Annotated in this window: 18 protein-coding genes; 10 read left to right on the forward strand and 8 right to left on the reverse strand. The window is 66.9% G+C overall.

The genetic code is table 11. The features are described from left to right. Positions 1-306: 306 nt before the first annotated feature. Positions 307-1,806 carry an amidohydrolase family protein gene (locus tag BJ970_RS23140; protein ID WP_221467282.1) on the forward strand — a complete coding sequence of 500 codons (1,500 nt, stop codon included), beginning with the start codon at positions 307-309 and terminating at the stop codon, positions 1,804-1,806. 168 nt (positions 1,807-1,974) lie between these two features. On the opposite strand, the gene BJ970_RS23145 is transcribed toward BJ970_RS23140, so the two are convergent. Next, entirely contained in the window at positions 1,975-2,973 is a 999-nt protein-coding gene (locus BJ970_RS23145; RefSeq protein ID WP_184728189.1) for a LacI family DNA-binding transcriptional regulator, read from the reverse strand. Between the two features lie 455 nt (positions 2,974-3,428). On the opposite strand from BJ970_RS23145, the gene BJ970_RS23150 reads away from it, so the two are divergent. The 5 genes from BJ970_RS23150 (at position 3,429) to BJ970_RS23170 (ending at position 9,083) form a co-directional block, all read left to right on the forward strand. Next, positions 3,429-4,388, forward strand: a complete 960-nt coding sequence (locus BJ970_RS23150) for a substrate-binding domain-containing protein (protein ID WP_184728190.1) — start codon at positions 3,429-3,431, stop codon at positions 4,386-4,388. 38 nt (positions 4,389-4,426) lie between these two features. After that, entirely contained in the window at positions 4,427-5,503 is a 1,077-nt protein-coding gene (locus tag BJ970_RS23155) for an ABC transporter permease (protein ID WP_184728191.1), read from the forward strand. Between the two features lie 41 nt (positions 5,504-5,544). After that, on the forward strand, positions 5,545-8,043 hold the full coding sequence (locus BJ970_RS23160) for an ATP-binding cassette domain-containing protein (RefSeq protein WP_184728192.1): 2,499 nt from the start codon (positions 5,545-5,547) through the stop codon (positions 8,041-8,043). A 139-nt stretch (positions 8,044-8,182) separates the two neighbouring features. After that, positions 8,183-8,641: a hypothetical protein gene (locus BJ970_RS37115; protein ID WP_221467283.1), complete on the forward strand. Its 459-nt coding sequence runs from the start codon at positions 8,183-8,185 to the stop codon at positions 8,639-8,641. Next, on the forward strand, positions 8,622-9,083 hold the full coding sequence (locus tag BJ970_RS23170; protein ID WP_221467284.1) for a hypothetical protein: 462 nt from the start codon (positions 8,622-8,624) through the stop codon (positions 9,081-9,083). The genes BJ970_RS37115 and BJ970_RS23170 overlap by 20 nt, the downstream gene beginning before the upstream one ends. A 10-nt stretch (positions 9,084-9,093) precedes the next feature. On the opposite strand, the gene dmpG is transcribed toward BJ970_RS23170, so the two are convergent. The 3 genes from dmpG to BJ970_RS23185 all read right to left on the reverse strand — a co-directional run bounded on the left by dmpG (position 9,094) and on the right by BJ970_RS23185 (position 11,444). After that, positions 9,094-10,113: a 4-hydroxy-2-oxovalerate aldolase gene (gene dmpG / locus BJ970_RS23175; protein ID WP_184728193.1), complete on the reverse strand. Its 1,020-nt coding sequence runs from the start codon at positions 10,111-10,113 to the stop codon at positions 9,094-9,096. Beyond that, on the reverse strand, positions 10,110-11,057 hold the full coding sequence (locus BJ970_RS23180) for an acetaldehyde dehydrogenase (acetylating) (RefSeq protein ID WP_184728194.1): 948 nt from the start codon (positions 11,055-11,057) through the stop codon (positions 10,110-10,112). Before BJ970_RS23180 ends, dmpG begins: the two co-directional genes overlap by 4 nt. A gap of 120 nt (positions 11,058-11,177) precedes the next feature. Then, on the reverse strand, positions 11,178-11,444 hold the full coding sequence (locus BJ970_RS23185) for a hypothetical protein (RefSeq protein WP_221467285.1): 267 nt from the start codon (positions 11,442-11,444) through the stop codon (positions 11,178-11,180). Between the two features lie 204 nt (positions 11,445-11,648). On the opposite strand from BJ970_RS23185, the gene BJ970_RS23190 reads away from it, so the two are divergent. Next, positions 11,649-12,416: an IclR family transcriptional regulator gene (locus tag BJ970_RS23190; RefSeq protein ID WP_184728195.1), complete on the forward strand. Its 768-nt coding sequence runs from the start codon at positions 11,649-11,651 to the stop codon at positions 12,414-12,416. 242 nt (positions 12,417-12,658) lie between these two features. On the opposite strand, the gene BJ970_RS23195 is transcribed toward BJ970_RS23190, so the two are convergent. Beyond that, complete coding sequence (locus tag BJ970_RS23195; RefSeq protein WP_184728196.1) at positions 12,659-13,570, reverse strand: MBL fold metallo-hydrolase; 912 nt, start codon at positions 13,568-13,570, stop codon at positions 12,659-12,661. Beyond that, complete coding sequence (locus BJ970_RS23200; RefSeq protein WP_184728197.1) at positions 13,563-14,735, reverse strand: MFS transporter; 1,173 nt, start codon at positions 14,733-14,735, stop codon at positions 13,563-13,565. The genes BJ970_RS23195 and BJ970_RS23200 overlap by 8 nt, the downstream gene beginning before the upstream one ends. Before the next feature lie 260 nt (positions 14,736-14,995). On the opposite strand from BJ970_RS23200, the gene BJ970_RS23205 reads away from it, so the two are divergent. Next, a complete protein-coding gene (locus tag BJ970_RS23205; RefSeq protein WP_312864364.1) occupies positions 14,996-16,114 on the forward strand; it encodes an NAD(P)-dependent alcohol dehydrogenase in 1,119 nt (372 codons plus the stop codon). A gap of 11 nt (positions 16,115-16,125) precedes the next feature. Continuing rightward, complete coding sequence (locus BJ970_RS23210; RefSeq protein WP_184728198.1) at positions 16,126-17,580, forward strand: aldehyde dehydrogenase family protein; 1,455 nt, start codon at positions 16,126-16,128, stop codon at positions 17,578-17,580. Positions 17,581-17,646: 66 nt separating this feature from the next. On the opposite strand, the gene BJ970_RS23215 is transcribed toward BJ970_RS23210, so the two are convergent. After that, positions 17,647-19,149 carry an aldehyde dehydrogenase family protein gene (locus BJ970_RS23215; protein WP_312864365.1) on the reverse strand — a complete coding sequence of 501 codons (1,503 nt, stop codon included), beginning with the start codon at positions 19,147-19,149 and terminating at the stop codon, positions 17,647-17,649. Positions 19,150-19,174: 25 nt separating this feature from the next. Continuing rightward, the gene (locus BJ970_RS23220) at positions 19,175-19,915 is read right to left on the reverse strand and encodes an SDR family NAD(P)-dependent oxidoreductase (RefSeq protein ID WP_184728199.1); all 741 of its coding nucleotides are present in this window, start codon (positions 19,913-19,915) and stop codon (positions 19,175-19,177) included. Between the two features lie 247 nt (positions 19,916-20,162). Between BJ970_RS23220 and BJ970_RS23225 the strand changes: the two genes are divergently transcribed. Further along, positions 20,163-21,788, forward strand: coding sequence for a bifunctional 3-(3-hydroxy-phenyl)propionate/3-hydroxycinnamic acid hydroxylase (locus BJ970_RS23225; protein WP_184728200.1), 1,626 nt, complete (start codon positions 20,163-20,165; stop codon positions 21,786-21,788). Position 21,789: the final 1 nt, after the last annotated feature.

Below are 21,789 nucleotides of genomic sequence, written 5' to 3' on the forward strand. Positions count from 1 at the left end.
GTTTGGGACCCTGTTGGGGCGGCGGTGCAGGCTGAGTCCCACACCGCAAGCGGCTTACGCCGCTTATAAAACAGATCGTAGGCGGGACGGATCGGTCGGGGTGAGTGGTAGCGGCTCGCCCCGACCCGTATCCGCCACGGCCCCGTGTTGGAACGCTGGTCGGGGCGGCCAGCGAGATTGCCTAACCGGCGGTCGAACCGAACGACGGTGGCGCGGGGCCCCGCGTGCTTGACAGACGTGAGATTCCCTAGCCATCATGATTCTGGCTTATGGCAAAGATTTGCGGCAAATATTTCCTGGCGTCGGATGCCGTTGCTGACAAAGTGGGCGGACGGTCCTTCCTTGGGTGAGATCCCCGGACTCCAGGTACTCAATGAGGAGGAATTGCCGATGAGTGTTGAGCGCACCCTGATTACCGGTGGAACCGTGCTCACCGTGGATCCCGAATACGGTCGGCTCGACAAGGGTGACGTCCTGGTCGAAAACGGGAAGATCGCCGCGATCGCCCCGCGCCTGGATGTGGTGGAAGCCGAAGTCATCGACGCGACGGACATGATAGTCCTGCCAGGATTCGTCGACACGCACCGCCACACGTGGCAGGCGCCGGTCCGCAATATCGGTTCCGACTGGACATTGGGCCAGTACCTGGCCGGCATCCATTTCGGTTTCAGCAAGCTGTTTCGTCCGCATGATACGTACGTGGGTAATCTGCTGGGCGTGGCGGAGGCGCTTGACTCCGGGATCACGACGCTTCTGGACTGGTCGCACAACCTCGAAACGCCGGACCATGCGGATTCGGCCGTGCAGGCGTTGCTGGATTCCGGTTCGCGTGCGGTATTCGCGCACGGCGGGGGAGCATCAATGTGGCACGTGCCCAGTGCAATTCCGCATGATCGCGACGTGTTCCGGCTGCGTGACCGCTACTTCTCGTCCGATGATCAGCTTGTCACGATGGCGTTCGCGGCCCGTGGCCCGCAATTCACGACGCCGGAAATCGCGATCGAGGACTGGCAGCTTGCTCGTGAGCTCGGCGTTCGGATCACGGTGCATGTCGGCGACGGGGAATGGGGAAAGAGCCGCCCGGTCGCCTGGATGCGCGAACATGGGCTACTGGGGCCCGAGGTCACCTACGTGCATTGCAACACGATCGGCGATGACGAACTGAAGATGATCGCGGACACTGGCGGGTCTGCTTCGGTGTCGGCCGATATCGAGACGCAGATGGGGCACGGGTGGCCGGCGACCGGGCGGCTGCTCGATGTGGGAATCCGGCCTGGCCTTTCTATTGACGTGTGCACGTCGAACGCGGGCAACATGTTCAACGCCATGCGATCAACGCTCGCCGTGCAGCGCGCTTTGGACAACGCCGCTGAGGAGCGCCCAGGACAGCAAGACCGAATTCGCCTCACGTGTAGGGACGTTCTGGAGTTCGCGACGATCGAGGGCGCTCGGGCCAACGGGCTCGACAGGGTGACCGGAAGCTTGACTCCCGGCAAGGACGCGGACATCGTGTTGCTCCGCGCCGACGCGCTGACGATGACGCCGCTCAACAACCCCGCGGCTGCTGTCGTCTACAACGGCCATCCCGGCCTCGTGGACTCGGTCATGGTGCGTGGGCGATTCGTGAAGCGGGACGGCAAGCTTACTGAGCTTGACGTCAACCGCATCCGGGCGATGGCGATCGAGACGAGGGACTACCTCGTGGAGCAGGCGAAGACGGATCCGTACATCGCGGAATGCGCGCTCGGCGGGGGATGGATTCCCGGATCGGTTCAACCGCCGCGAGCGGCGGCGATCGTGGACTAGGGCATCGGCTATGAACCCTGATCGGGACATCTGTAGTGGGTGATGGGCGATTTCGCGCGAAATCGCCGCTGGCTCCGCAGCCAGACCGAACATCTCGCGCGAGATCGCCAACCCTGCTGCCTGCGGTCATCAAGGAGTCGAAACGAGGGCGTTCATCAAAGGTCGAATCTATGTTGTCGTCGGTGCGGGCCCGCTGCTATCGCGAACGATCAGCTCGGCGGGCATTGTCACCGACCGTGGCCGACGTGCCGGGTTGTCCATCTGCGAGATGAGTAGTTCGGCTGCGGTGGTGCCAATATCGAAGCTGGGCAACCGGACCGTGGTGAGTGGCGGGGCGAAGGCATCGGCGAACGGCATGTCGTTGTAGCCGACGACTGACACCTCGTCCGGGCAGCGGCGACCAGCCTCTCTGAGCGCGGAAAGTACGCCGATCGCCATCACGTCGTTATGCGCGAAGACGGCGGTGAACGGGGGAACCCGCTCGCTGAGGAGCGTCGCTGTGGCCGAATGCGCTTCGGAACTTGTCGGCTCTGATACTGGATCGCTCGTGTGCACGACGAGTCCGCGTTCGGCGCAACGCGATTCGAAGCTGCCGCGCCTGTCGGCGAAGGATCGTACGTCCTGGGGCCCGACGATCTGGGCGACGTTGCGGTGACCGAGGTCGGCCAGATGGTCGGCGACCAGCTCGGCTCCGCGCACGTCGTCGGTGCGGACTCCCGGGATCGCCGAACGACTGAGTGCCTGGACGGCGAGCACTACCGGGATCTGGGCGGCCCATCGCTTGATTTGATCGCGATCCCGTGGACGGACCGCCTCGATGATCAGGCCGTCGACTTTGCGGGACAAAAGTTGCTCGACCGCGGCGTAGGGAAGTTCGTGGTACGACCGTGACTCGGTGATAAGGCACATGTAGCCCGCTTGATCCAGGCGTGTTTCCACGCCCTTCAGCAATGGGGGCGTGTAGGGGTTTCCCAGGTCCGCGACCAGCAGTCCCACCGTCATGGTCCTGCCGCTGCGTAGGGACCGGGCCACCGTGTCGCGTACGTAGCCCAGCTCTTCGGCGACTTGCTGGATTCGGGCAGCTGTGGCCGCGGCGACCCCATGCTCGGAGTTCGGATCCAGCGCGCGGGAAGCCGTCGCAACGTGCACCCGCGCTGCCTCGGCCACCTGCACCAGCGTTACGCGACCATTCCGTCGTCTAGGCAACGGTGCTTCTCCCTCTCGAGTACTTGGCAATCGATTGACAGCGTAGCCGCTGCCGGGCCGCGCTGGTTCCGGTGGTCCGGGCGTGATCGCTCGGAAGTCGTTGCCGCGCAACCCCTTGACATGAGCGTACGCATGGCTATCGTTTGCGGCAAACGTTCGCCAAACGTGGCGATGCTACAGCAGAGAGGCTGTCAGCGATGGCGATGACGACCCCGTATTCACGAGTCCGCCGACGTTCCCGGCGAGGGTTATCCGCTTTGACATTGGGCTTGGTCGCTCTTCTCGCGGCCGCCTGCGGCGGGACGGGAGGAGCCGGATCCGGCGCCGCGAGAGCGAACGTCTCGGCGGCGTCTGCGCATAAGGTGGGCGCGGCAGCCGACCTCCAGTCCATCGGGGCACTGTGCGGGAGCAAGCCCGTGACGGTCGGCTACGCGGATGGATCCGGCGGTAACTCGTGGCGTAAGACGGTGCGCGCCGAACTTGAGGCCGAAGCGGCCAAGTGCCCGAATATCAAGCCGGTCAAATACACCGACGGGAAGGGCGATACCCAGACCGCCATCTCCAACGTCAAGTCTCTGGTGGCGCAGGGCGTCGACATCATCCTGTCCTACCCAGACGCCGGCCCGACGATGAACGCGGCTTACCGGCAGGCCACCGAGGCCGGTGTGGTGGTCATTCCGTTCGCGGTGGGCACCGACTATGCGGGTACCCCCGGTACGGACTTCCTGCAAATTGTCACCGAGGATGTCGTCGCCAAGGGCCGGGTCAAGGGCGAATGGATGGTGAAGGCTCTCGGCGGGAAAGGCAACATCGTCTTCCTGGGCGGTACGCCCGGAAACCCGACGAGCAAGGCCGAGTTCGAGGGAGTCAAGCAGGGGATTGCCGGCTCGCAGGTCAAGCTACTCACCGACGCTCCCATCGACACGAACTGGGACCCTGCGCAGGCCCAGAAGGTGATGGCCGGCCTGCTGACGAAGTATCCCAACCAGATCGATGGCGTGGTCGCCGACTACGGCCTGGGGTCGGTCGGCGCGATCAGGGCCTACCAGCAGGCAGGCCAGCCGCTCGTGCCCTGGGCGGCAGAGGACGGTAACGACTTCGCGTGCACTTGGCAGAAGCTCGCGCCCAGCAACCCTCGGTTCCAGATTGCCACCGCGTCCGCCCGGACCTGGCTGATCCGCGTGGCGTTGCGCAAGGGGATCGCCCAGGTGCAGGGCATTCCGGACAACGAGCCGTCCATCGTCACCCTCCCGTTGTTCGAGGACTCGCTCGACCCGGCGAAGGCTCCTCAGTGCCAACCGGGCCTGCCTCCGGACGCGCTGCTGTCGGCGCAGCTGTCTCTTCCCGAGTTGCAGCAACTCCTGAACGCGAAATGACGCCCCGGCGCGGATTCCCCGAACCCTGAGGTGCACCTATGACGACCATAGAACGCCCGCGCAGTCGAGCGGGTGTCCTGTCAATCCCGATCAATGCCAGCGCGGCGGTGTGGGTGATGACGGCGGTGCTGTTCGCCGTCAGCCCGCTGCTCGCCCCGGGCGTGATGAGCGCGGCATCGCTCAACTCGATGCTCCCGTTCGCCGCGATCCTGGTTATCGCTTCCGTCGGCCAAACCCTGGTGGTCCAGCAGGGCGGAATCGACCTGTCCATCGCAGGCACGATTTCCGCCACGGCTGTCGTCGTCACGAATTACGCCGCGCTGGACGGCTCGCGGCTACCAATCGCGTTGGTGCTGGCGCTCGTGGTCGCCGTGGCGATAGGTCTTGTCAACGGCGGCCTCGTGGCGCTGCTGGGTGTCAACCCGATCGTCGCGACGCTGGGGGTGAACTCGCTCCTGCTGGGGCTCGTCCAAGCGGTCTCGGGCGGCGCGCCGACGGCAGCGCCGGACGTACTGACGCGCGCCGCGCTCTCGCATGTCCTCGGCATCCCGACGACTGTGCTCATCGCCGTTGTCTTCGTCGTTGCCGTTACGGTGGTCATCAAGAAGACAGCAGTCGGCAGGCAGTTCGAGTTCGTCGGTGCGAACTCGCGCGCCGCGCGGGCGGCTGGGCTTACTGTGGCCCGGACGATCGCGACTGCCTACGTCGGGGCGGCGCTCTGCTATGCGGTCGCCGGGGTGCTCATCGCGGGATTCCTGCGCACCCCCGGGCTCTTCGTCGGCGACAGCTATCTGCTTCCGTCGATCGCGTCGGTGGTGCTCGGTGGTACCTCGCTGGCCGGCGGAATGGGCAGCGTGATCGCTACTGCCGGCGGTGCCGTGTTTCTGACACAGCTGAACCAGGTCGTTCTCGCTCAGGGCGCCACGACCGCGGTGCAGTACCTCATTCAGGGCGGAATCATCGCATTGGGAATGGGTGCGCGCGGTATCGCGCCGTGGATTTCGCGGCGGGCGCGGTCGAGGGTCATGCGAAGTGGGTCGTCTCCCCACGAAGCGGAAGACCTGACTTCGGCAACGGACGATCCGACCAACACCGTATTGGAAGTGCGGCGATGACCCTCGAACACAGTCAACCCGATCAGGAGATTCGCTCGCGGATGGAGCAACTGCTTGTTCTCAACGATGTGACGAAGCGTTTCTCGGGCGTCGTCGCGCTGCACTCCGCCTCACTTGAAGTGCTGGCCGGAGAGGTCCACGCGGTCGTCGGCGAGAACGGCGCCGGTAAGTCCACGATGATGGCGATCGCCTCCGGTGCCCTTGCCCCGGACGCAGGCACCGTTCAGATCTGCGGTACGCCGCTGCCACGAGCCGATCCGCGCGCCGCACAGGCGCTCGGGCTCGCCGTAGTCCACCAGCACCCCGCCCTGTTGCCTGACTTGACAGTCGAGGAGAACCTCTACTTCGGGGTGCCGCCGCACCAGCGTCCGCGTGGGCTCCGGAGTCGCAGGAGATGGTCCAGGCAGGTGCTCGCTGTCGCTGCCGACCACGTCGACCCGGCTGCCCGGATCGCCTCGTTGAGCGTCGCCGATCGCCACCTGGTTGAAATCAGCAAGGCGCTCGCCACCGATCCACGGGTGTTGCTGCTCGATGAACCCACCGAGCCGCTCAACGCCGCGCAGTGCGAGACCCTGTTCGACCTGATCGCGGACATCGCCGCGCGGGGAGTCGCGGTCGTCTACATCTCGCACCGGATCCCGGATGTGCTTCGTGTCGCGGACCGGCTCACTGTGCTGCGAGACGGGCGGATCCGAGGCACTCATGCCGCCGACAGCCTGTCCGAACAGGACGTGGTCACCTTGATCGTCGGACGCGAGCTGGAGTCCACCTTCCCGCCGAAGGCCGACGCCGAAGACCTGCGCGCGGAGACCACCGTCGCTGTTGACGTCAAGGACCTGTCCGGGCCCGGCTTTGGGCCCGTGAACTTCACGCTCCGCCGCGGTGAGATCCTTGGTCTGGCCGGCGTGCAGGGCAATGGGCAGCAGGGCTGTCTCCGGGCACTCGCCGGTCTTGAACGGTCACGTGGTGAGGTGCGGCTCAATGGTGAGCGCGTGGATGTCACCACGCCGAAGCGGGCGGCGGAGTCAGGATTCCGCTATGTCCCGGAGGACCGGCATAGCGAGGGCGTCGTTCTCGACATGACAGCCCGCGAGAATGCTGCGATCTCAGCTTTGCGTTTCTTCAGTCGCGGCGGGCTCCTTAGGCGCCGTGATGAGCGCGACGCCGTCAGCCTGCAGTTCGGGGCGTTGCAGGTGAAGTCTCCCAGCATTGAGACCAGAGTGGGAGACCTCTCGGGAGGCAACCAGCAGAAGGTTGTTCTCGCCAGGTGTCTGCTGGCCAAACCCGCTGTCCTGCTCACTAACGAGCCGACGCAGGGGGTCGATGCCGGGGCTCGAGTGGAGATCTATGAGGCTTTGCGTGGCGCCGCATCGAGCGGCGTCGGGGTTGCGCTCGTGTCGAGCGACGGGGTCGAGCTCGAGGGTCTTTGCGATCGCGTACTGGTGTTCTCGCGTGGGACCGTAGTCCGGGAACTGGCCGGGGACGAGGTCACCGAGCGCGCAATCACCTCGGCGGCGGTTACCGCGACGGCGGTCCGCGATGAGGCCAAGGAGGAGACGGTGACACCGCGATGGCGGCGCTGGTTGTCCGGCGACCAATTCCCCGCCGCCATCCTGGTCGCCGTCGCCCTTCTCCTTGCGCTCGGTATGGGCGTGATGTCCGCTCGCTACTTCAGCTCCTTCAATGTCCAGTCCATTCTGCTGCTCGCCGCCGCCCTCGGCCTTGCCGGTGTGGGACAGTTGATGGCGATCGTCATCGGCGGGATCGACCTGTCCATCGGCCCCATGATGGGATTAGGTCTCGTCACAGCCTCGCTCCTCATACCGTCCGGCGCGAGCTCAAGTCAGACGGTGGTGGGTGTGCTGGTCGTGCTCGGTCTCGGCGTACTCGTCGGACTGGTCAATGCGTTGTTGATCGCGTTCGCCAACATCACGCCCGTCGTCGCGACATTGGCCACCTACATCGCGTTGCAGGGCGTTTCGCTGACGCTACGCCCGTCGCCGGACGGTGCTGTCGACACTGCGTTCATCGACGGGGTTCAGCAGAACCTCGGCGCCGTGCCGGTGGCTTTCGTCGTGTTGGTAGTGGTCGCGCTCGGGCTCGAGGCGCTGCTTCGCTGGCATCGCTGGGGCATCGGGCTGCGCGCCGTAGGCTCCGGAACGAGCATCGCTCAGCGAGTCGGCGCCCGCGTACGCCTGCTCACCGTCAGCGCCTATGCCGGCTGTTCGTTGCTAGCCGCAGCCGCATCTCTACTCCTCACGGCACAAATCGGCATCGGTGACGCGACCGCCGGGGTGGGGTACACGCTGACTGGAATCACGGCTGTCGTGCTCGCCGGAGCCAGCATCACCGGCGGTCGCGGCGCCTTCTTGCCGGTGGTCATCGCCGCCGTTCTCCTGGTACAGATGATCAATGCGATCCCGTTCCTCGGGCTCGACCAATCCTGGCAGTACTACGTCAGCGGAATCGTCGTCGTGGTAGCCGCCGCCGTCTACAGCCTCCTTCGGCGTCGTGCCGCGGGACCAAGTTCCCGGCCCTAGTTGTTGCGGGTCATGACGTTGTTGACGCCAGAGTGATCGGGGCGGCCGAGGGGACGGATCTTCCGGCGGGAGGATGAGAACGACCAAGTAACTCGTCGCCCGACCGGAAAGATCCGTCCACAGTGGCTCGGTCTGCTACGTGCAGTATCCGGACCAGGCCGGCACACTGTCGCTTGTCGTGTCCGGCGGCACGGGCAAGGTCGCGAACCAGAACGTTGGCCTTGCCGGGGGTTATCCCGGCAACTCCCAACTCGATCTCGTGGTGCGCGGCATCGACGTGCCCCAGCTGGCCGACACGAGCGCCATCCCCGGCGACCTGAACGAGCTCGGTGGCGATATCGAGGTGTTGCTCCGGCGAGACTCGGGCGGCCAGTGGTGGATCTATCATGAACGCGTGTCGAAAGGAAGTGGGTCCGCATTGTCCGCTGGCGGAGTAAGCAGTCGCGAGGTCATCCTGGACGCGGCCCGAACCCTCATCGCCAGCAAAGGCTTACGACGGCATGGTCATCTCGGACCTGTGCTCGTTGTCCGGGCTACCGGCCAGTTCGATCTACTATCACTTCGGAAACAAGCTCGGTGTGCTGGCCTCGCTGCTTGAGCGCTCTTTGGAGGAATTTCACAAGAAGTTTCCGAGCCCCGGCTCGTTCGATGACCGCGAACCGCTTGAGCGGTTCGAGATGTGGTTCACGGCGGCCTGCGCCTCCCTCGATCAGCAGCCCGAGTACCTTCGCCTCTTGCTGGCCATCAGTGTTGGCCCACACAAGGACGCGGAGCCGGTACAGGCAACCGTGCGTCGCATCCGGGACTACGCCCACGCGTCCTGGGTGGAGGCACTTACCCCGATTTTCGCGCCGAATGGCGGCGAAGTCGACGCGGCCTTCATCGACGAGCTGGCGGTGCTGGGGCGGGCTGTCACGGATGGGCTGTCGGTGACCAACAGCTTCGATGGTGTGCCCTACAGCTCGCACGTGGGTCCCTTCGTCTCCCTGATCCGTGGTCTCGCGCAACAGCGAGGCCACGACAGGGGGCGCGAGATCTGACGGTTCCGCATCATGCGCTCTCGCGCTCGGCGACAGTGCTGAGTGCGATGTCGTAGATCATGTCTTCCTGGCCGCCGACCAGCCGTCGCTTGCCGCATTCGGTGAGGAGGTCGCGGACGTCGACCTGGTAGCGGGCGGCGGCGATCTCGGCGTGACGGAGGAACGAGGAGTAGACGCCGGCATAGCCGAGGGTGAGGGTTTCGCGGTCGACGCGGACAGGCCGATCCTGGAGTGGGCGGATGATGTCGTCCGCGGCGTCCTGCAGCGCGAACAGCTCGCAGCGGTGCGTGAAACCCATCAGGTCCGCGACGGCGACGAAGGCTTCGATGGGGCAGTTCCCGGCGCCCGCGCCATGGCCGGCGAGTGAGGCGTCAACGCGGAAGGCACCGTTGTCGACAGCGACCACGCTGTTGGCGACCGAGAGCGAGAGGTTTTCATGGGCGTGGATGCCGATTTCGGTGCCCGGGTCGAGCAGGTCGCGGTAGGCCCGCACGCGGGCCGCGACGTCATTCATGGTGAGTCTGCCGCCGGAGTCGGTGACATAGACGCACTGCGCGCCGTAGGACTCCATCAGCTTCGCCTGCTTCGCCAGCTCGTCCGGCGGGGCCATGTGGGAGAGCATCAGGAAACCGGAGACGTCCATGCCGATCTCGCGGGCCGCCGCGATGTGCTGGGCGGAGATGTCGGCCTCCGTGCAGTGCGTGGCGACCCGGACCGACCGCACGCCCAGCTCGTAGGCGTGCTTCAGTTCGTCGATGGTGCCGACTCCCGGCAACAGCAGGGTGGTCAACCGGGCGTTCTTCAGCACCGACGCCGCAGCCTCGATCCATTCCCAGTCGGTGTGCGAGCCGGGACCGTAGTTGACCGAGGAACCGGCTAGGCCGTCGCCGTGGGCGACCTCGATGGCGTCGACGCCGGCCGCCTCGAGCGCGAGCACGATGCGTTGCACGTCCTCGGGCGTGATGCGGTGGCGGATGGCGTGCATCCCGTCGCGAAGGGTGACGTCCTGGACGAAGATCGGGGTATTCACCGGGTTGTCTCCTTGGCTGCGGCGATCCGCTCGGCCATCTGCAGGGCGGCGGAGGTCATGATGTCGAGGTTGCCCGCATAGGCCGGCAGGTAGTGTGCGGCGCCCTCGACTTCGAGGAACACCGACACCTGGTGGGTCGGACGCGGGGTCTGCGTGTCGAGCAGGGTCTCGACGGGCTGGTCGGAGGCGATCTCGGTGATCTGAACCGCCTGCTTCAAGCGGTAGCCCCGGACGTAGCCGGCCACATCGGCGACCATTTTCTCCACGCTTTGGCGGATCTGGTCGTGGACGGCCGGATCCGGCGCGTCGATGAGGGCGAACACGGTGTCGCGCATGATGAGTGGCGGCTCTGCGGGGTTGAGGATGATGATCGCCTTGCCGCGTCGGGCGCCGCCAACGCTGACGATCGCCGCCGAGGTGGTCTCGGTGAACTCGTCGATATTGGCTCGGGTGCCGGGGCCCGCGGATTTGCTCGCGATGGAGGCCACGATCTCCGCGTAGGCGACCGGGACGACTCTGGAGATCGCGGCGACGACCGGAATGGTGGCCTGCCCACCGCAGGTGACCATGTTGACGTTCGGCGCGTCGAGGTGCTGATCGATATTGACCGCCGGGATGACGTATGGGCCGATCGCGGCGGGGGTGAGGTCGATGAGCCGCTTGCCGAACGGTTGCAGCCGGGCGGCGTTGGCCTGGTGCGCCTTGGCGGATGTGGCGTCGAAGACGATCTCGATCTCGTCGAAGCCGGGCAGCGCGAGGAGGCCGTCGACGCCCTCGTGGGTGGTCGCAACGCCGAGGCGCCGCGCGCGGGCCAGGCCATCGGAGTCGGGGTCGATGCCGACCATCGCGCCCATCTCCAGGCGCTTCGAGGTGCGCAGCACCTTGATCATGAGATCGGTGCCGATATTGCCCGAGCCGATGATGGCGACCTTCGTTGTGCTCATGGTGTCCTCACGCCTCCTTGGGGCTGAAGGAAACCGAGACTGAACCCAGCCCGGTGATGGCGGCCTCGACAGCGGAGCCGGGTTCGACCGGTCGCATCGGGCCGAGGGCGCCGGAGAGGATCACCTGCCCCGCTCGCAGCGGCTCGCGCCAAGCTGGTGCTGGACGGCCTCGGAGGTCAAGCCGATCTTGCGGCCGACAAGGCAGGCACCACCGGCAAGACGGGTTTCGGTGATCCGCCGCTGGACGGCGTAGGCGGCCGCGAGGTCGTCCCTCCCGATCAGGTCGCGGACCGGCGGGCAGGGCTCACCGGAGGTGGCCGCCGTGATCAACCTGCGCGCGGCTTCCTCGATGACGCCGGTGTCCACTGTCGTGGCTGGCTTACTCATGCGACGCATGATCTGCGGACCCGCTAGGGCCTGACTACCGTCAAGTTCCGCTCACCGGAACTACACTCGGGTTGGTGAGCGGCGCGATCCCGTCCAGCGGCGCTCGCCCGCACAGCCTCGCGACGTCCAGGAGCACTCCATGTCTGCACCCGCCTTCGTTGTCCACTTCGGACAGCGGCTGAGGCCGGACGAGGCCGCATAGCCATGGCCGAACCGCTGCCCCCCGGTCCGGAAACGGTGCTCGGGAAGACCATGAAGGTGCTGGGCGCCTTCACCGCGGACGACGCGGTACTCGGCTTCACGGATCTCCAGCTGCGTACCGAACTGCCGAAGGCGACCCTGCATCGGCTGCTCGGTGATCTCGTGGGCGCCCGGCTGCTGGAGAAGGTCGACGGCGCGTACCGGCTCTCGCGTTTCGTTTTCGAGCTCGGCATGCGGGCCTCGGTGGAGCGGACCCTGCTTGAGGTGGCGATTCCCTTCCTGGAGGAGCTCTACGAGCGCACCCACGAAACCGTCCACCTCGGTGTCCGGGAGGGACACGAGGTGGTCTATGTCGCCAAGATGGGCGGCCATCGTCAGGTCACATCGCCTTCCAGGCTCGGTGGACGCATGCCGCTGCACGCCACGGCGATCGGCAAGGCTCTGCTGGCATGGGCGCCCGAGGAGGTGCGCGAGGACGTGCTCGCCGGGCGACTTCGACGATGTTCGCCCCGCACTATCGTCAACCGAGCAGTGCTGCGCCGCCAACTCGACGACGTCCTCGAACGCGGCGTGGCCTTCGAGCACGAAGAATCCGCCGTGGGCGTCACCTGTGTGGCCGCACCTGTACTCGGGGACTACGACGAAGTCCTTGCGGGCGTGAGCGTCACGGGACCAGTAGGTCGCTTCGAGCCGATCCGTTGCGCGAGCGCGGTACGCGCGGCCGCGGCCGGCGTCGCCGCGACACTCGCGCGCCGATCACGCTTGCGCTGAGGTTCGGCCGTCACGGAGCTCGACGTGATGACCTGGCCCCAGGACGTATGTGCTCGCCGGAGGCGGAATCCGTCACCGGCACGCAGCTGACCCTCGACGGCGGTTGGAGCGCAAAGGAGAAGCAAGCAATGGCAACAGAGGCACTTGCTCGCCCGTCTTGCCCGTCGGTGACAAGGCCGACAACCGCACAGTGGCCCGCGACCGGAAGATCCGGTCGCGGGCCGCGTGTTTGCCGTCCCGCATCAGTCTTGTCCTGGCTGGTTGGGGAGCCAGGTGTATCCCTCACCTATCCGTCGCAGGTGCCCGAGGCCCGGAAACGGGAAGTGGTACGCGAACACCGAATAACGCTGTGTGTCCACAAGGTCGTAGATCCGGCGCCGCTGTGTGGTCGCGGCGGGCTTGTCGTAGTCGAACTGGAAGCCCCAGTCGGGACGCTGTAGCAGCAGGACGTAGTGGTGGCATAAATCGCCCCAGCAGATCATGGTCTTGTTTCCGCTGGCGATCTTGTACACGATATGGCCCGGGCTGTGTCCCGGTGTCGCAATCGCGGTGATCCCGGGTACGACCTCCTCGCCATCGCCGATGAGCTGCAGCCTGCCGTTGTAGGCGTTGAGGTTCAGGTCGGCGCCGATGTAGTGGTCCTTCATGTGCTGGTTCGGCGCCGCGTCCACTTGCGACAGATCCGTCCAGTGCCGGTAGTCGGCCTCGCTCACGATCACCCTCGCGTTGGGGTACAGAGCTTTACCTTGCGCGTCGACCAGGCCCCAGCAGTGGTCCGGATGGGCATGAGTGATCGCGACGATGTCGATGTCCTCCGGGCTGATCCCGGCGGACTTCATGTTCGGCACCGCCTTTCCCGTCTGCGGGCCGAACGTCCGCACTCCGAGCTCGGGCACCGTGCCAACGCCGGTGTCAAAAAGCACGCGCCCGCTGGGAGTGTCGACGATGAGCAGGTTCTGGTTGAGCAGCACGCGCTCCGGCGAGAGGTAGTGGGCTTCCAGCAGCGCGTCGACCTCGTCCGGGTCGGCGTTGGGGAAGTTCTCCCGGGCCGGCCCCATCTCCAGCAGGCCGTCACTGACGACGGTGCACTCGAAACCCCCGTGCTGGAACCTGGTCCACCCTTCCTGACACCAGATACCGATGTTGTCAGACATGAGCCACTCCCGTTGTGGTCGGCCGACGAGTGACGGCGGCGAACACCGCCAGCATGAGAACCGCAAGACAGGCCGAGCAACCGAATAGGACGAACACGCCGTACGGGCCGAGGCTCGACTCAATAATGAGCCCGCCGAGCAGCGGACCGAACGCGCCGAGGTAGGACATGCTGTTCGTCCAGCCCATCGCGGTACCGCGGATGGCGGCTGGGAACAGGTTGCTCGCGGCGGCGTTCAGCAGGTTCATCGTGGTGTGCCCGCCTGCGCCGAGCAGGGCCACGCACAGCAACAGCAGCGGCATGAAGCGGATACCCGCGACGATGCCTACGAGACCGAGCACGGTGAAGGACGCCGTGACGATCCCACCCACGACGGGGCCACGCCGGTCCGCAAGCGGTGAAATCACCAGCGAGCCGACTACGGCGCCCGCTGTCAGCGTGAAGCCGAACAGCAGCGCCGAGGTCAGCGGGTAGTGCAGGGCGGTCATCGCCGCGGTGAGCCACACGTTGAGCCCGAACCAGGTGAACATGTTGGGAATCGCTACCGCGACAAGGAGCGCGGCGAGCAGCGCACCGCGACCGCGGAAGAGTTCGCGCACTGAGGACTGCGATGGTGTGTCGTCGGCCGGTGTCTGGGCCAGCGAGCGGCCCTCCAGACGTACCAACGCGACCACGATCAGGATGACCAGCGTCAGCACGGCTCCGATAAGGAACATCGGCCGCCAGCCGTATGCAGGCATTACCCCGATGCCGACCAGCGACGCCACCGCCCCACCGACCGGGATGCCGGCCATCGTGATGTTGACGACGAGGCTGGCCCGTCCGCTGGGCGCGTGGTTGCGGGCCAGCGCGAGTGCGGTCGTCACCGCGCCGCCCACGCCGAGTCCGGACAAGATGCGGGCGAGCCCGAGCATTGTGGGCGAGATCGCCAAGCCTGTGGCGAGAAAGCCGGCCCCGAACAGGATGATCGCGGCCAGCAGTGCGGGCTGGCGCCCCACGCGATCGCTGATGACCCCTGCGGAGAATGCGCCGACGAGCATGCCCGCGTAGATGAGGCTGCCGAGCATGCCCGCCGTTGCGGGGGTTAATGCGAGTTGGGTGTCGGTGAGCAGCAAGGGCACCACCGAGCCGTAGACGATGAGGCTGTAGCCCTCCATCACAGTCACGACCGTGCAAACGGTGATGGCGGCGGCACCGGCCAGCCGGGGTCGACGGTACGCCCGGGCAGGGGGGCCGGTTTTCAGGGAAGTGTGTGCGGTTGTCGCCACGATGCTCTCCGTTGAGTTAGGGGGACGGTGGCCCAGCAGACATCCAGAGCATAGGTTTCATTTCTCAGGAGTCAACGCCTATAATTCAGGACATCCGCTTGAGGGGGCAGGAAACGACAGGCACGGGAAGGCGCGTGCCAGCACCGGAAGGACTCGCCGTGACCACAGCAGCGGTCGTCTGGACCCATGAAGCCGCTCAAGATGCCATGTTCAGCCTCGAAGAGGTCGAGCTCGACGAGCTACGCCCGGACGAAGTCCGCGTCCGGCTTGTCGCGACTGGCGTATGCCATACGGATCTCAGCGCCGCCTCGGGCGTGATCCCGTGCCCCGTGCCCGGTGTGCTGGGCCACGAGGGCGCGGGGGTTGTGGAAGAGATCGGCAGCCGCGTCACGACCGTCTCCCCGGGTGATCACGTCCTGCTGACCTTTACCTCCTGCGGCCAATGCCCGGCGTGCCGGGGCGGTCATCCCGCCCATTGCCGGGATCACCTGCGCCTGAACCTGCTGAGCGGGCGCCGTGCGGACGGCAGCGCGACGGTCCGTCACCGCGGCCGCGAGCTAAGCGCGCATTTCTTCGGCCAGTCCTCGTTCGCCCGCGAAGCGCTGGTCGACGAGCGCAGCGTGGTCGTGCTGCCGCCCGCCACCACGGCCGATGAGCTCGCGGTACTGGCACCGCTGGGCTGCGGCCTGCAGACTGGCGCCGGCGCGGTGCTGAACGTCTTGCGCCCCAGAGCGGGCAGCACGATCGCCATTACCGGAGCCGGCGCGGTCGGGCTCGCGGCGGTCATGGCGGCACGGCTGACTCCGGCGACCGAAGTCATCGCGGTGGACCGGGTCGGCTCCCGGCTCGATCTCGCGCGCCGAATCGGCGCGACGGAGGTCGTGGACACGTCCCGCACCGGGCTGACCGAGGCCCTGCTCGAGCTGACTGGGCAGCGCGGACTCGACCTGGCGGTAGAGACGACCGGCAACGTGACCGTGCTGGAGCAGTTGATCGACTCGCTTGCGATCGGCGGCGAATGCGCCGTGATCGGCGCGCCCCGGGCCGGTTCGCGCGCCTCGTTCGACGTCAACCGGCTGCTGCCGGGCCGTTCCGTGCGGGGCGTCACCATGGGCGACAGCGAGCCGCGCTCATTTATCCCGCTGGTGGTTGACGCCTATCGTCGCGGCGACTTCCCGATCGACCAGCTGCAGCGGCGATATGCCTTTGAAGAGATCAATCAGGCCGCCGCGGACGCGGCCAGTGGCGGCACTGTCAAGCCGGTACTGCTGTTTTGAGGAGATCCATAGTGGACAGTGATTTTCTTCCCCTCTTCATCGCCGGCTCCTCGGCACGCGCTTGGCATGGCCGTACCTTTCCCTCAACGTCGCCGGTGACCGGTGAGCGGCTGGCTTCGGTAGCAGCCGCGAGCCCGCAGGACGCCGAGCGCGCTGTTGACGGCGCGGCGCGGGCGTTCTCCTCGTGGTCGGCGACGAGTTACGCGCACCGCAGGTCGGTGCTGCTGAAAGCGGCTGAGGAACTGGAGAATCACGCGGATGAGCACATCGCCGCGATGGCCCTCGAGACAGGGGCGGTCCATGCCTGGGGCTCGATGAACGTGGCCGAGGCAGCCGCGACGCTGCGGGAAGCCGCGGGGATGACGAGCAAGGCGGCTGGCGTGCTGCTCCCGTCCGCCGATCCGGCCAGCACCAATCTCAGCCTGCGCTGCCCCGCCGGTGTCGTGGTGGCGATGATCCCGTGGAACGCCCCACTCGTCCTTGCGGCGCGGGCGAGCGCCATCGCCTTGGCCGCCGGCAACACAGTGATCTTCCGCCCGAGTGAGCAGGCCCCGTTCGCCGCAGGCCACCTGCTCGCCCGGGCTCTCGTACGGGCGGGCGTACCCGCCGGCGCGGTCAGCGTGCTCTCCTGCACGCCAGAGGACAGCCCGGCACTGCTGGACACGCTGCTGTCCCGGCACGAGGTCAGGCGGCTGGTGTTCATCGGCTCGACGCCTGCCGGCCGGGCGATCGCGGCCGCAACGGGAGCGCATCTGAAGCCTTCCGTCCTGGAACTGGGCGGGAAGAACGCCACTCTCGTCCTGCCGGACGCTGACCTCGACGAAGCCGCCGCCGCGATCACAACGGCGGCGTTCGCCAATGCCGGCCAGGTATGCATGAGCACCGACCAGGTTCTCGTGCCGGCCGCGACCCACGACGAGCTCGCCGAGCGGATCGCCGCGCGCGCGAAGGCGATCGAGGTCGGGGACCCTCGGCAGCCCGGCACCGAAATCGGCCCGCTCATCAGCGCGGCGGCGGCCAGCCGCTTCAGAGAGCTGGTCTCCGACGCGCTCGCAACGGGCGGGCGGTTGCTGGCCGGCGGGCCGGACACCGACGGGCTCCTGGCTGAGCCGACGGTGTTGACCGGGGTTGGCGGACAGGCTCGCCTAGTGACCGAGGAGGCCTTCGCCCCGGTCGTGACCCTGCACGCGGTCCGCGATGAGGATGCCCTGGTAGCCGAGGCCAACAGGGGCGAGTTCGGCCTGATCGCCGCCGTCCTGTCCGCTGACACCACGCATGCGCTCCAGGTCGCCCGCCGGCTGCGGGCAGGCGCGGTCCACGTCAACGGCCCGTCAGTGGGAGACGAGCCGCATGTCCCCTTTGGCGGGCTTGGCCTCTCCGGGACGGGACGGCTTGGCGGTGCGGAGTCCTGGCAGTTCTTCACTGAGCAGCGCACTTTCTATCTACACGGCGAGTCGCTGCTGTAGCTCTAACAGCCACCCTCCGGCACACCGAGAGGCGATGCCGGAGGGCTGGGAGAAGCTCGTCTGATTTCAGTCCTGATAGGACAGATGTACCGCTTTGGTCTCGGTGAAGCTGAGTAGCTCTTCGACACATTCCTCACGGCCCAGCCCGGAGGACTTCACACCACCAAACGGCGCGCCGACGAAGTGACGAGAGGAGTCGTTGATCCAGACGTAGCCCGCTTCCAGCGCAGCGGCCACTCGGTGCGCCCGGCGCAGGTCGTTCGTCCACACCGCCGCGGTCAGGCCGTATTCCGTGGAGTTGGCGATCCGCACCGCCTCGGCCTCGTCGTGGAACGACAGCACGGACAACACCGGCCCGAAGACCTCCTCCTGGGCGATCCGCATTGCCGTGTCGACCTCGGTGAACACGGTCGGCCGCACGATGAGCGCACGGTCCCATCCCTGCGGGTGGAAGGCCTCGCCCCCGGTGACAAGCCGAGCCCCCTCCTCCCGTGCGGTGTCCACATAGGACATGGCCTTGGCGAACTGTTGTTCCGACACCAGCGCGCCCACATCGGTGCGCTCGTCGAAAGGGGACCCGAGGCTCAGTCCGTCGATCAGCCGCATGATCTCGGCTACCGTCTGCTCGCGGATGTCCTCGTGCACGACGAGCCTGCTCGTTGATCCGCACGATTGGCCGGACCAGGAGAAGTTCATCCCTCGCACCGCGGCCGCGGCGACTCGCACGGGGTCGGCATCGGCGAATGCGACGAGGGCGTTCTTGCCGCCCAACTCCAGCGTCACGTGCTTGACCGAGGTCTCGGCGGCGGCCCGCTGGATCGCCAGGCCGGTCGCCGCACTGCCGATGAATGCAACGCGCCGGATCTGCGGGTGCCGCACGATCGCCTCGCCCGTAGCGGGACCGGCACCGGGCAGGATGGACAGGACGCCGGGTGGCAGCAGGTCCACGGTCAGCTCGCCTAGCCGCAGCGCCGACAGTGGAGTCTGGTGTGGTGGTTTGAGGACCACGCAGTTGCCTGCGATCAGTGGCGCTGCGATCTTGCCCGCGGCGAACATGATCGGGTGGTTGTAGGGGATGATCCGGGCGACCACGCCGATCGGCTGCGGCGTCGTGTAGTGCACGGCGTGCGGGGAGAGCGGGCTCGTTTCGCCCTTCAGCGCCTGTCCCAGGTCGGCGAAGTAGTCGAGCATGGCCGCGCCCGCCATGACGTCGGCGGTGGACAGGCGGATGATGTTGCCGCCGTCCAGGGTGTCGAGCGCGCCGAGCTCGGCGGCGTGTTCGCGTAGCCGGGCCGCGATTTTCCGCACGATCGCCACCCGTTCCGAGACGCTCGTCGCGGCCCAGGCGGGGAATGCCGCGGTACCGGCTTGGACCGCCGCATGGACGTCATCGCCGTCGGCGTCCGGGACTTCGGCGATCACCTCGCCGGTCACGGGTGAGACGTTTTCGTAGACCCGGCCGGAGCCGGCGGGCTTGAGCGCGCCGGCGAGCAGTAGCGGCCACTGCCGTCGGCGGGTGTATTCGGTGAGTTCCGCTGCGTCGATACCGGCGAATTCCTGTTGAGCCACGATGGTCCCTGCCTTTTGTTTGTCCTCAGCGGACGGTGAGGCCGCCGTCGACGTTGAGGGTCTGTCCCGATACGAAGCCGCTGTCCGGGCCGAGCAGGAACGCGACGGCTCCCAGCAGATCCTCAGGCGTCCCGGGGCGCTGCACGTTCTGGGCGTTGACCTGGGCCCGAACTTGTTCGGGGGTGATGGTGTGCCGCGGGATCTCGGTGCGCACCGAACCGGGTGTGAGAGCGTTGGCCCGTATCCCGTCGTCAGCGAGCTCGCGCGACATCACGTAGGTCAGGCCGATCACGCCCGCCTTGGACGCCACATAGTGGGCGTAGTTTGACCTGCCGATCCACACGGCGCTCGCCGCGATGTTCACAATCGACGCCGCCGCGGAGCGGCGCAGCAGCGGCAGGAGCGCGGTGGTGATCTGCCACGTGCCGGTGAGGTTAACCCGCAAAACGCGGTCCCACTCCTGCTCGTCGATCTCCCAGAACGGTTTCATCGTCAGTGTGGAGAACAACGCCGCGTTGTTCACCAGACCGTCCAGCACGACGTCCTCGTGCTGGAGCAGGTGCGCCGCCTCCCGGCAGGACTCGGCCGATGAGATGTCGACCGTGACGGCCTCGCCCCCTGCCTTGGCGGCCACGCTTTCGGCACGCTGCCCGTCGAGGTCGGCGACGATGACCCGCCAGCCACGCTCGGCCAGACCGAGTGCGAGTACCCGCCCGATGCCCTGCCCCGAACCGGTCACCAGAACCGTTTTGTTCTCCGTGTTCATCGTTTTCCCTTCTCCGCGAGCCGGACGAAGTAGCTCCGGCCGGCTTCGATCTGGCTCGGCGGCCTGCGGTGACTAGACCGTGCTGGGCGAGCAGACAGCCCCGGGCGGTCCCCAGGACCTCGGCGAGCTCCGCCCCGATGCCCTGGGGGCACCTCGTCATTGACGGTCGACTCGACCCAAAGTAATGTCCTGAAAAACAGAAATCAAATCCTTGTTTTCAGGACTTCACGCCGTTAGTGTCGAGTTCATGGTGCGAAGCCGAAGTTCTGCAGACCCCTGGGCACAGCCAGTCGAGGTCGCCGTGGTCGGCGCGGGCCCCGTGGGGATGACCGCTGCCGCCCTGCTGGCCGCACGCGGCGTGAAGGTGGCGCTGGTGGAACGCAACGCTGCAACGAGTGAGGAACCCAAGGCGATCAGCATCGACGACGAGGCGTTGCGGATCTATCAGTCCGCGGGCGTGGCCGAGCGGCTGGTACGGATCGTCGTGCCCGGAACCGGGACGCGGTACTACTCCGCATCCGGCGAGCCGGTCTTCCACGCGCGGTCGGCGACGCCGTTTCATCTGGGACATCCCTTCAAGAACCCCTTTGCCCAGCCGGACCTGGAACGCGAACTCCACGCACACCTGGCCGCGCAACCGGACGTGGCGATCCGGATGGCGACGACGCTGACCGGCATCACCCAGCACGACGATGAAGTCGAGCTGCGCTGCGAAGCCAATGCTGACGGGCCGGTCCGGCTCAGGGCGCGCTACGTGCTCGGCTGCGACGGCGGACGATCCACGGTGCGCGAACTGCTCGGTATCGGGATGACCGGGCGCAGCTATGAGGATGTGTGGCTCGTCGCCGACGTCTTGGAGGACCCGCACGACGAGCGGTACGGCATGCACCACGGCGATCCACGCCGGCCGCATGTGATCGTGCCCGGCCTAGGCGGGCGCTGCCGATACGAGTTTCTGCTGCACCCGGGCGAGTGCCTGGCCGGCGTGCGTCCGCCGTTCGAGCTTGTGCGGGCGCTGCTGGCGCCATACCGCCCGCTGAATCCGGAGCAGGTGGAACGGGCCGTTACCTACCGGTTCAACGCCGTGGTCGCGAACCGGTGGCGCGACGGCCGGGTCTTCCTGCTCGGCGACGCGGCCCACATGATGCCGCCCTTCGCCGGGCAGGGGCTCAACTCCGGCATCCGCGACGCGGCCAACCTCTGCTGGAAGATCGCCGACAGGCTCGAAGGCCGGCTTGCGGAGTCTGCTTTGGACACCTACGAGGCGGAACGACGGCCGCACGCCGAAGCGACAGTTCGATTGTCTACCCGGCTGGGCCGGATCGTGATGACAACCGATCCCCGCTTCGCCCGGCGCCGCGACCGGCTCGTCAAGCAGGCGCTGCGCACCGACGTCGGCCGCGAGTTCTTCGAGCACATGCGATACCGCCCGGAACACCGCTACGCCACGGGCTTGCTCCTGCCGGACTCCCGGTACCCGGTGGGCGTGCCGATCGCCCAGCCGCGTGCCTTCGACAACGCCCAGCGGAAGGTGCGAATGCTGGACGAGATCATCGGCAGCGGCTGGACGCTGGCCGGCGTCGGGGTCGACGCGACGCACTTTGAGCATGCCTGGTCGCTGACCGAGTGGCTCGATCCGGTTCGCGTTGACGTCACCGTGAGCGAGCGGATGGCGTCGAACACCACCGGCCCGCCCACGTTAATCGATGTCGATGGCGGGCTGGACGCCACCTTCGCCCCGTACCAGGGCACTTTCGTGCTGCTGCGGCCCGACCGTTTCGTCGCCGCCGCCTGGCGGCCCGGTGAGACGCCAGACCTCGCCGGGCCGCTGCGCCGAGCACATTCCGCCGAACCGGCCGCACTAGCCGGCTGAT

The organism is Saccharopolyspora phatthalungensis (assembly GCF_014203395.1).
In the GTDB taxonomy this organism is placed as follows: Bacteria; Actinomycetota; Actinomycetes; order Mycobacteriales; family Pseudonocardiaceae; genus Saccharopolyspora; species Saccharopolyspora phatthalungensis.

Bases quoted from the DNA above. Each gene is read 5' to 3' on its own strand.
- BJ970_RS23140 (WP_221467282.1), top strand. From the start codon at position 307: ATGCCGTTGCTGACAAAGTGGGCGGACGGTCCTTCCTTGGGTGAGATC.
- BJ970_RS23155 (WP_184728191.1), top strand. From the start codon at position 4,427: ATGACGACCATAGAACGCCCGCGCAGTCGAGCGGGTGTCCTGTCAATC.
- BJ970_RS23160 (WP_184728192.1), top strand. From the start codon at position 5,545: ATGGAGCAACTGCTTGTTCTCAACGATGTGACGAAGCGTTTCTCGGGC.
- BJ970_RS23180 (WP_184728194.1), bottom strand. From the start codon at position 11,057: ATGAGCACAACGAAGGTCGCCATCATCGGCTCGGGCAATATCGGCACC.
- BJ970_RS23185 (WP_221467285.1), bottom strand. From the start codon at position 11,444: ATGAGTAAGCCAGCCACGACAGTGGACACCGGCGTCATCGAGGAAGCC.
- BJ970_RS23190 (WP_184728195.1), top strand. From the start codon at position 11,649: ATGGCCGAACCGCTGCCCCCCGGTCCGGAAACGGTGCTCGGGAAGACC.
- BJ970_RS23195 (WP_184728196.1), bottom strand. From the start codon at position 13,570: ATGTCTGACAACATCGGTATCTGGTGTCAGGAAGGGTGGACCAGGTTC.
- BJ970_RS23220 (WP_184728199.1), bottom strand. From the start codon at position 19,915: ATGAACACGGAGAACAAAACGGTTCTGGTGACCGGTTCGGGGCAGGGC.
- BJ970_RS23225 (WP_184728200.1), top strand. From the start codon at position 20,163: ATGGTGCGAAGCCGAAGTTCTGCAGACCCCTGGGCACAGCCAGTCGAG.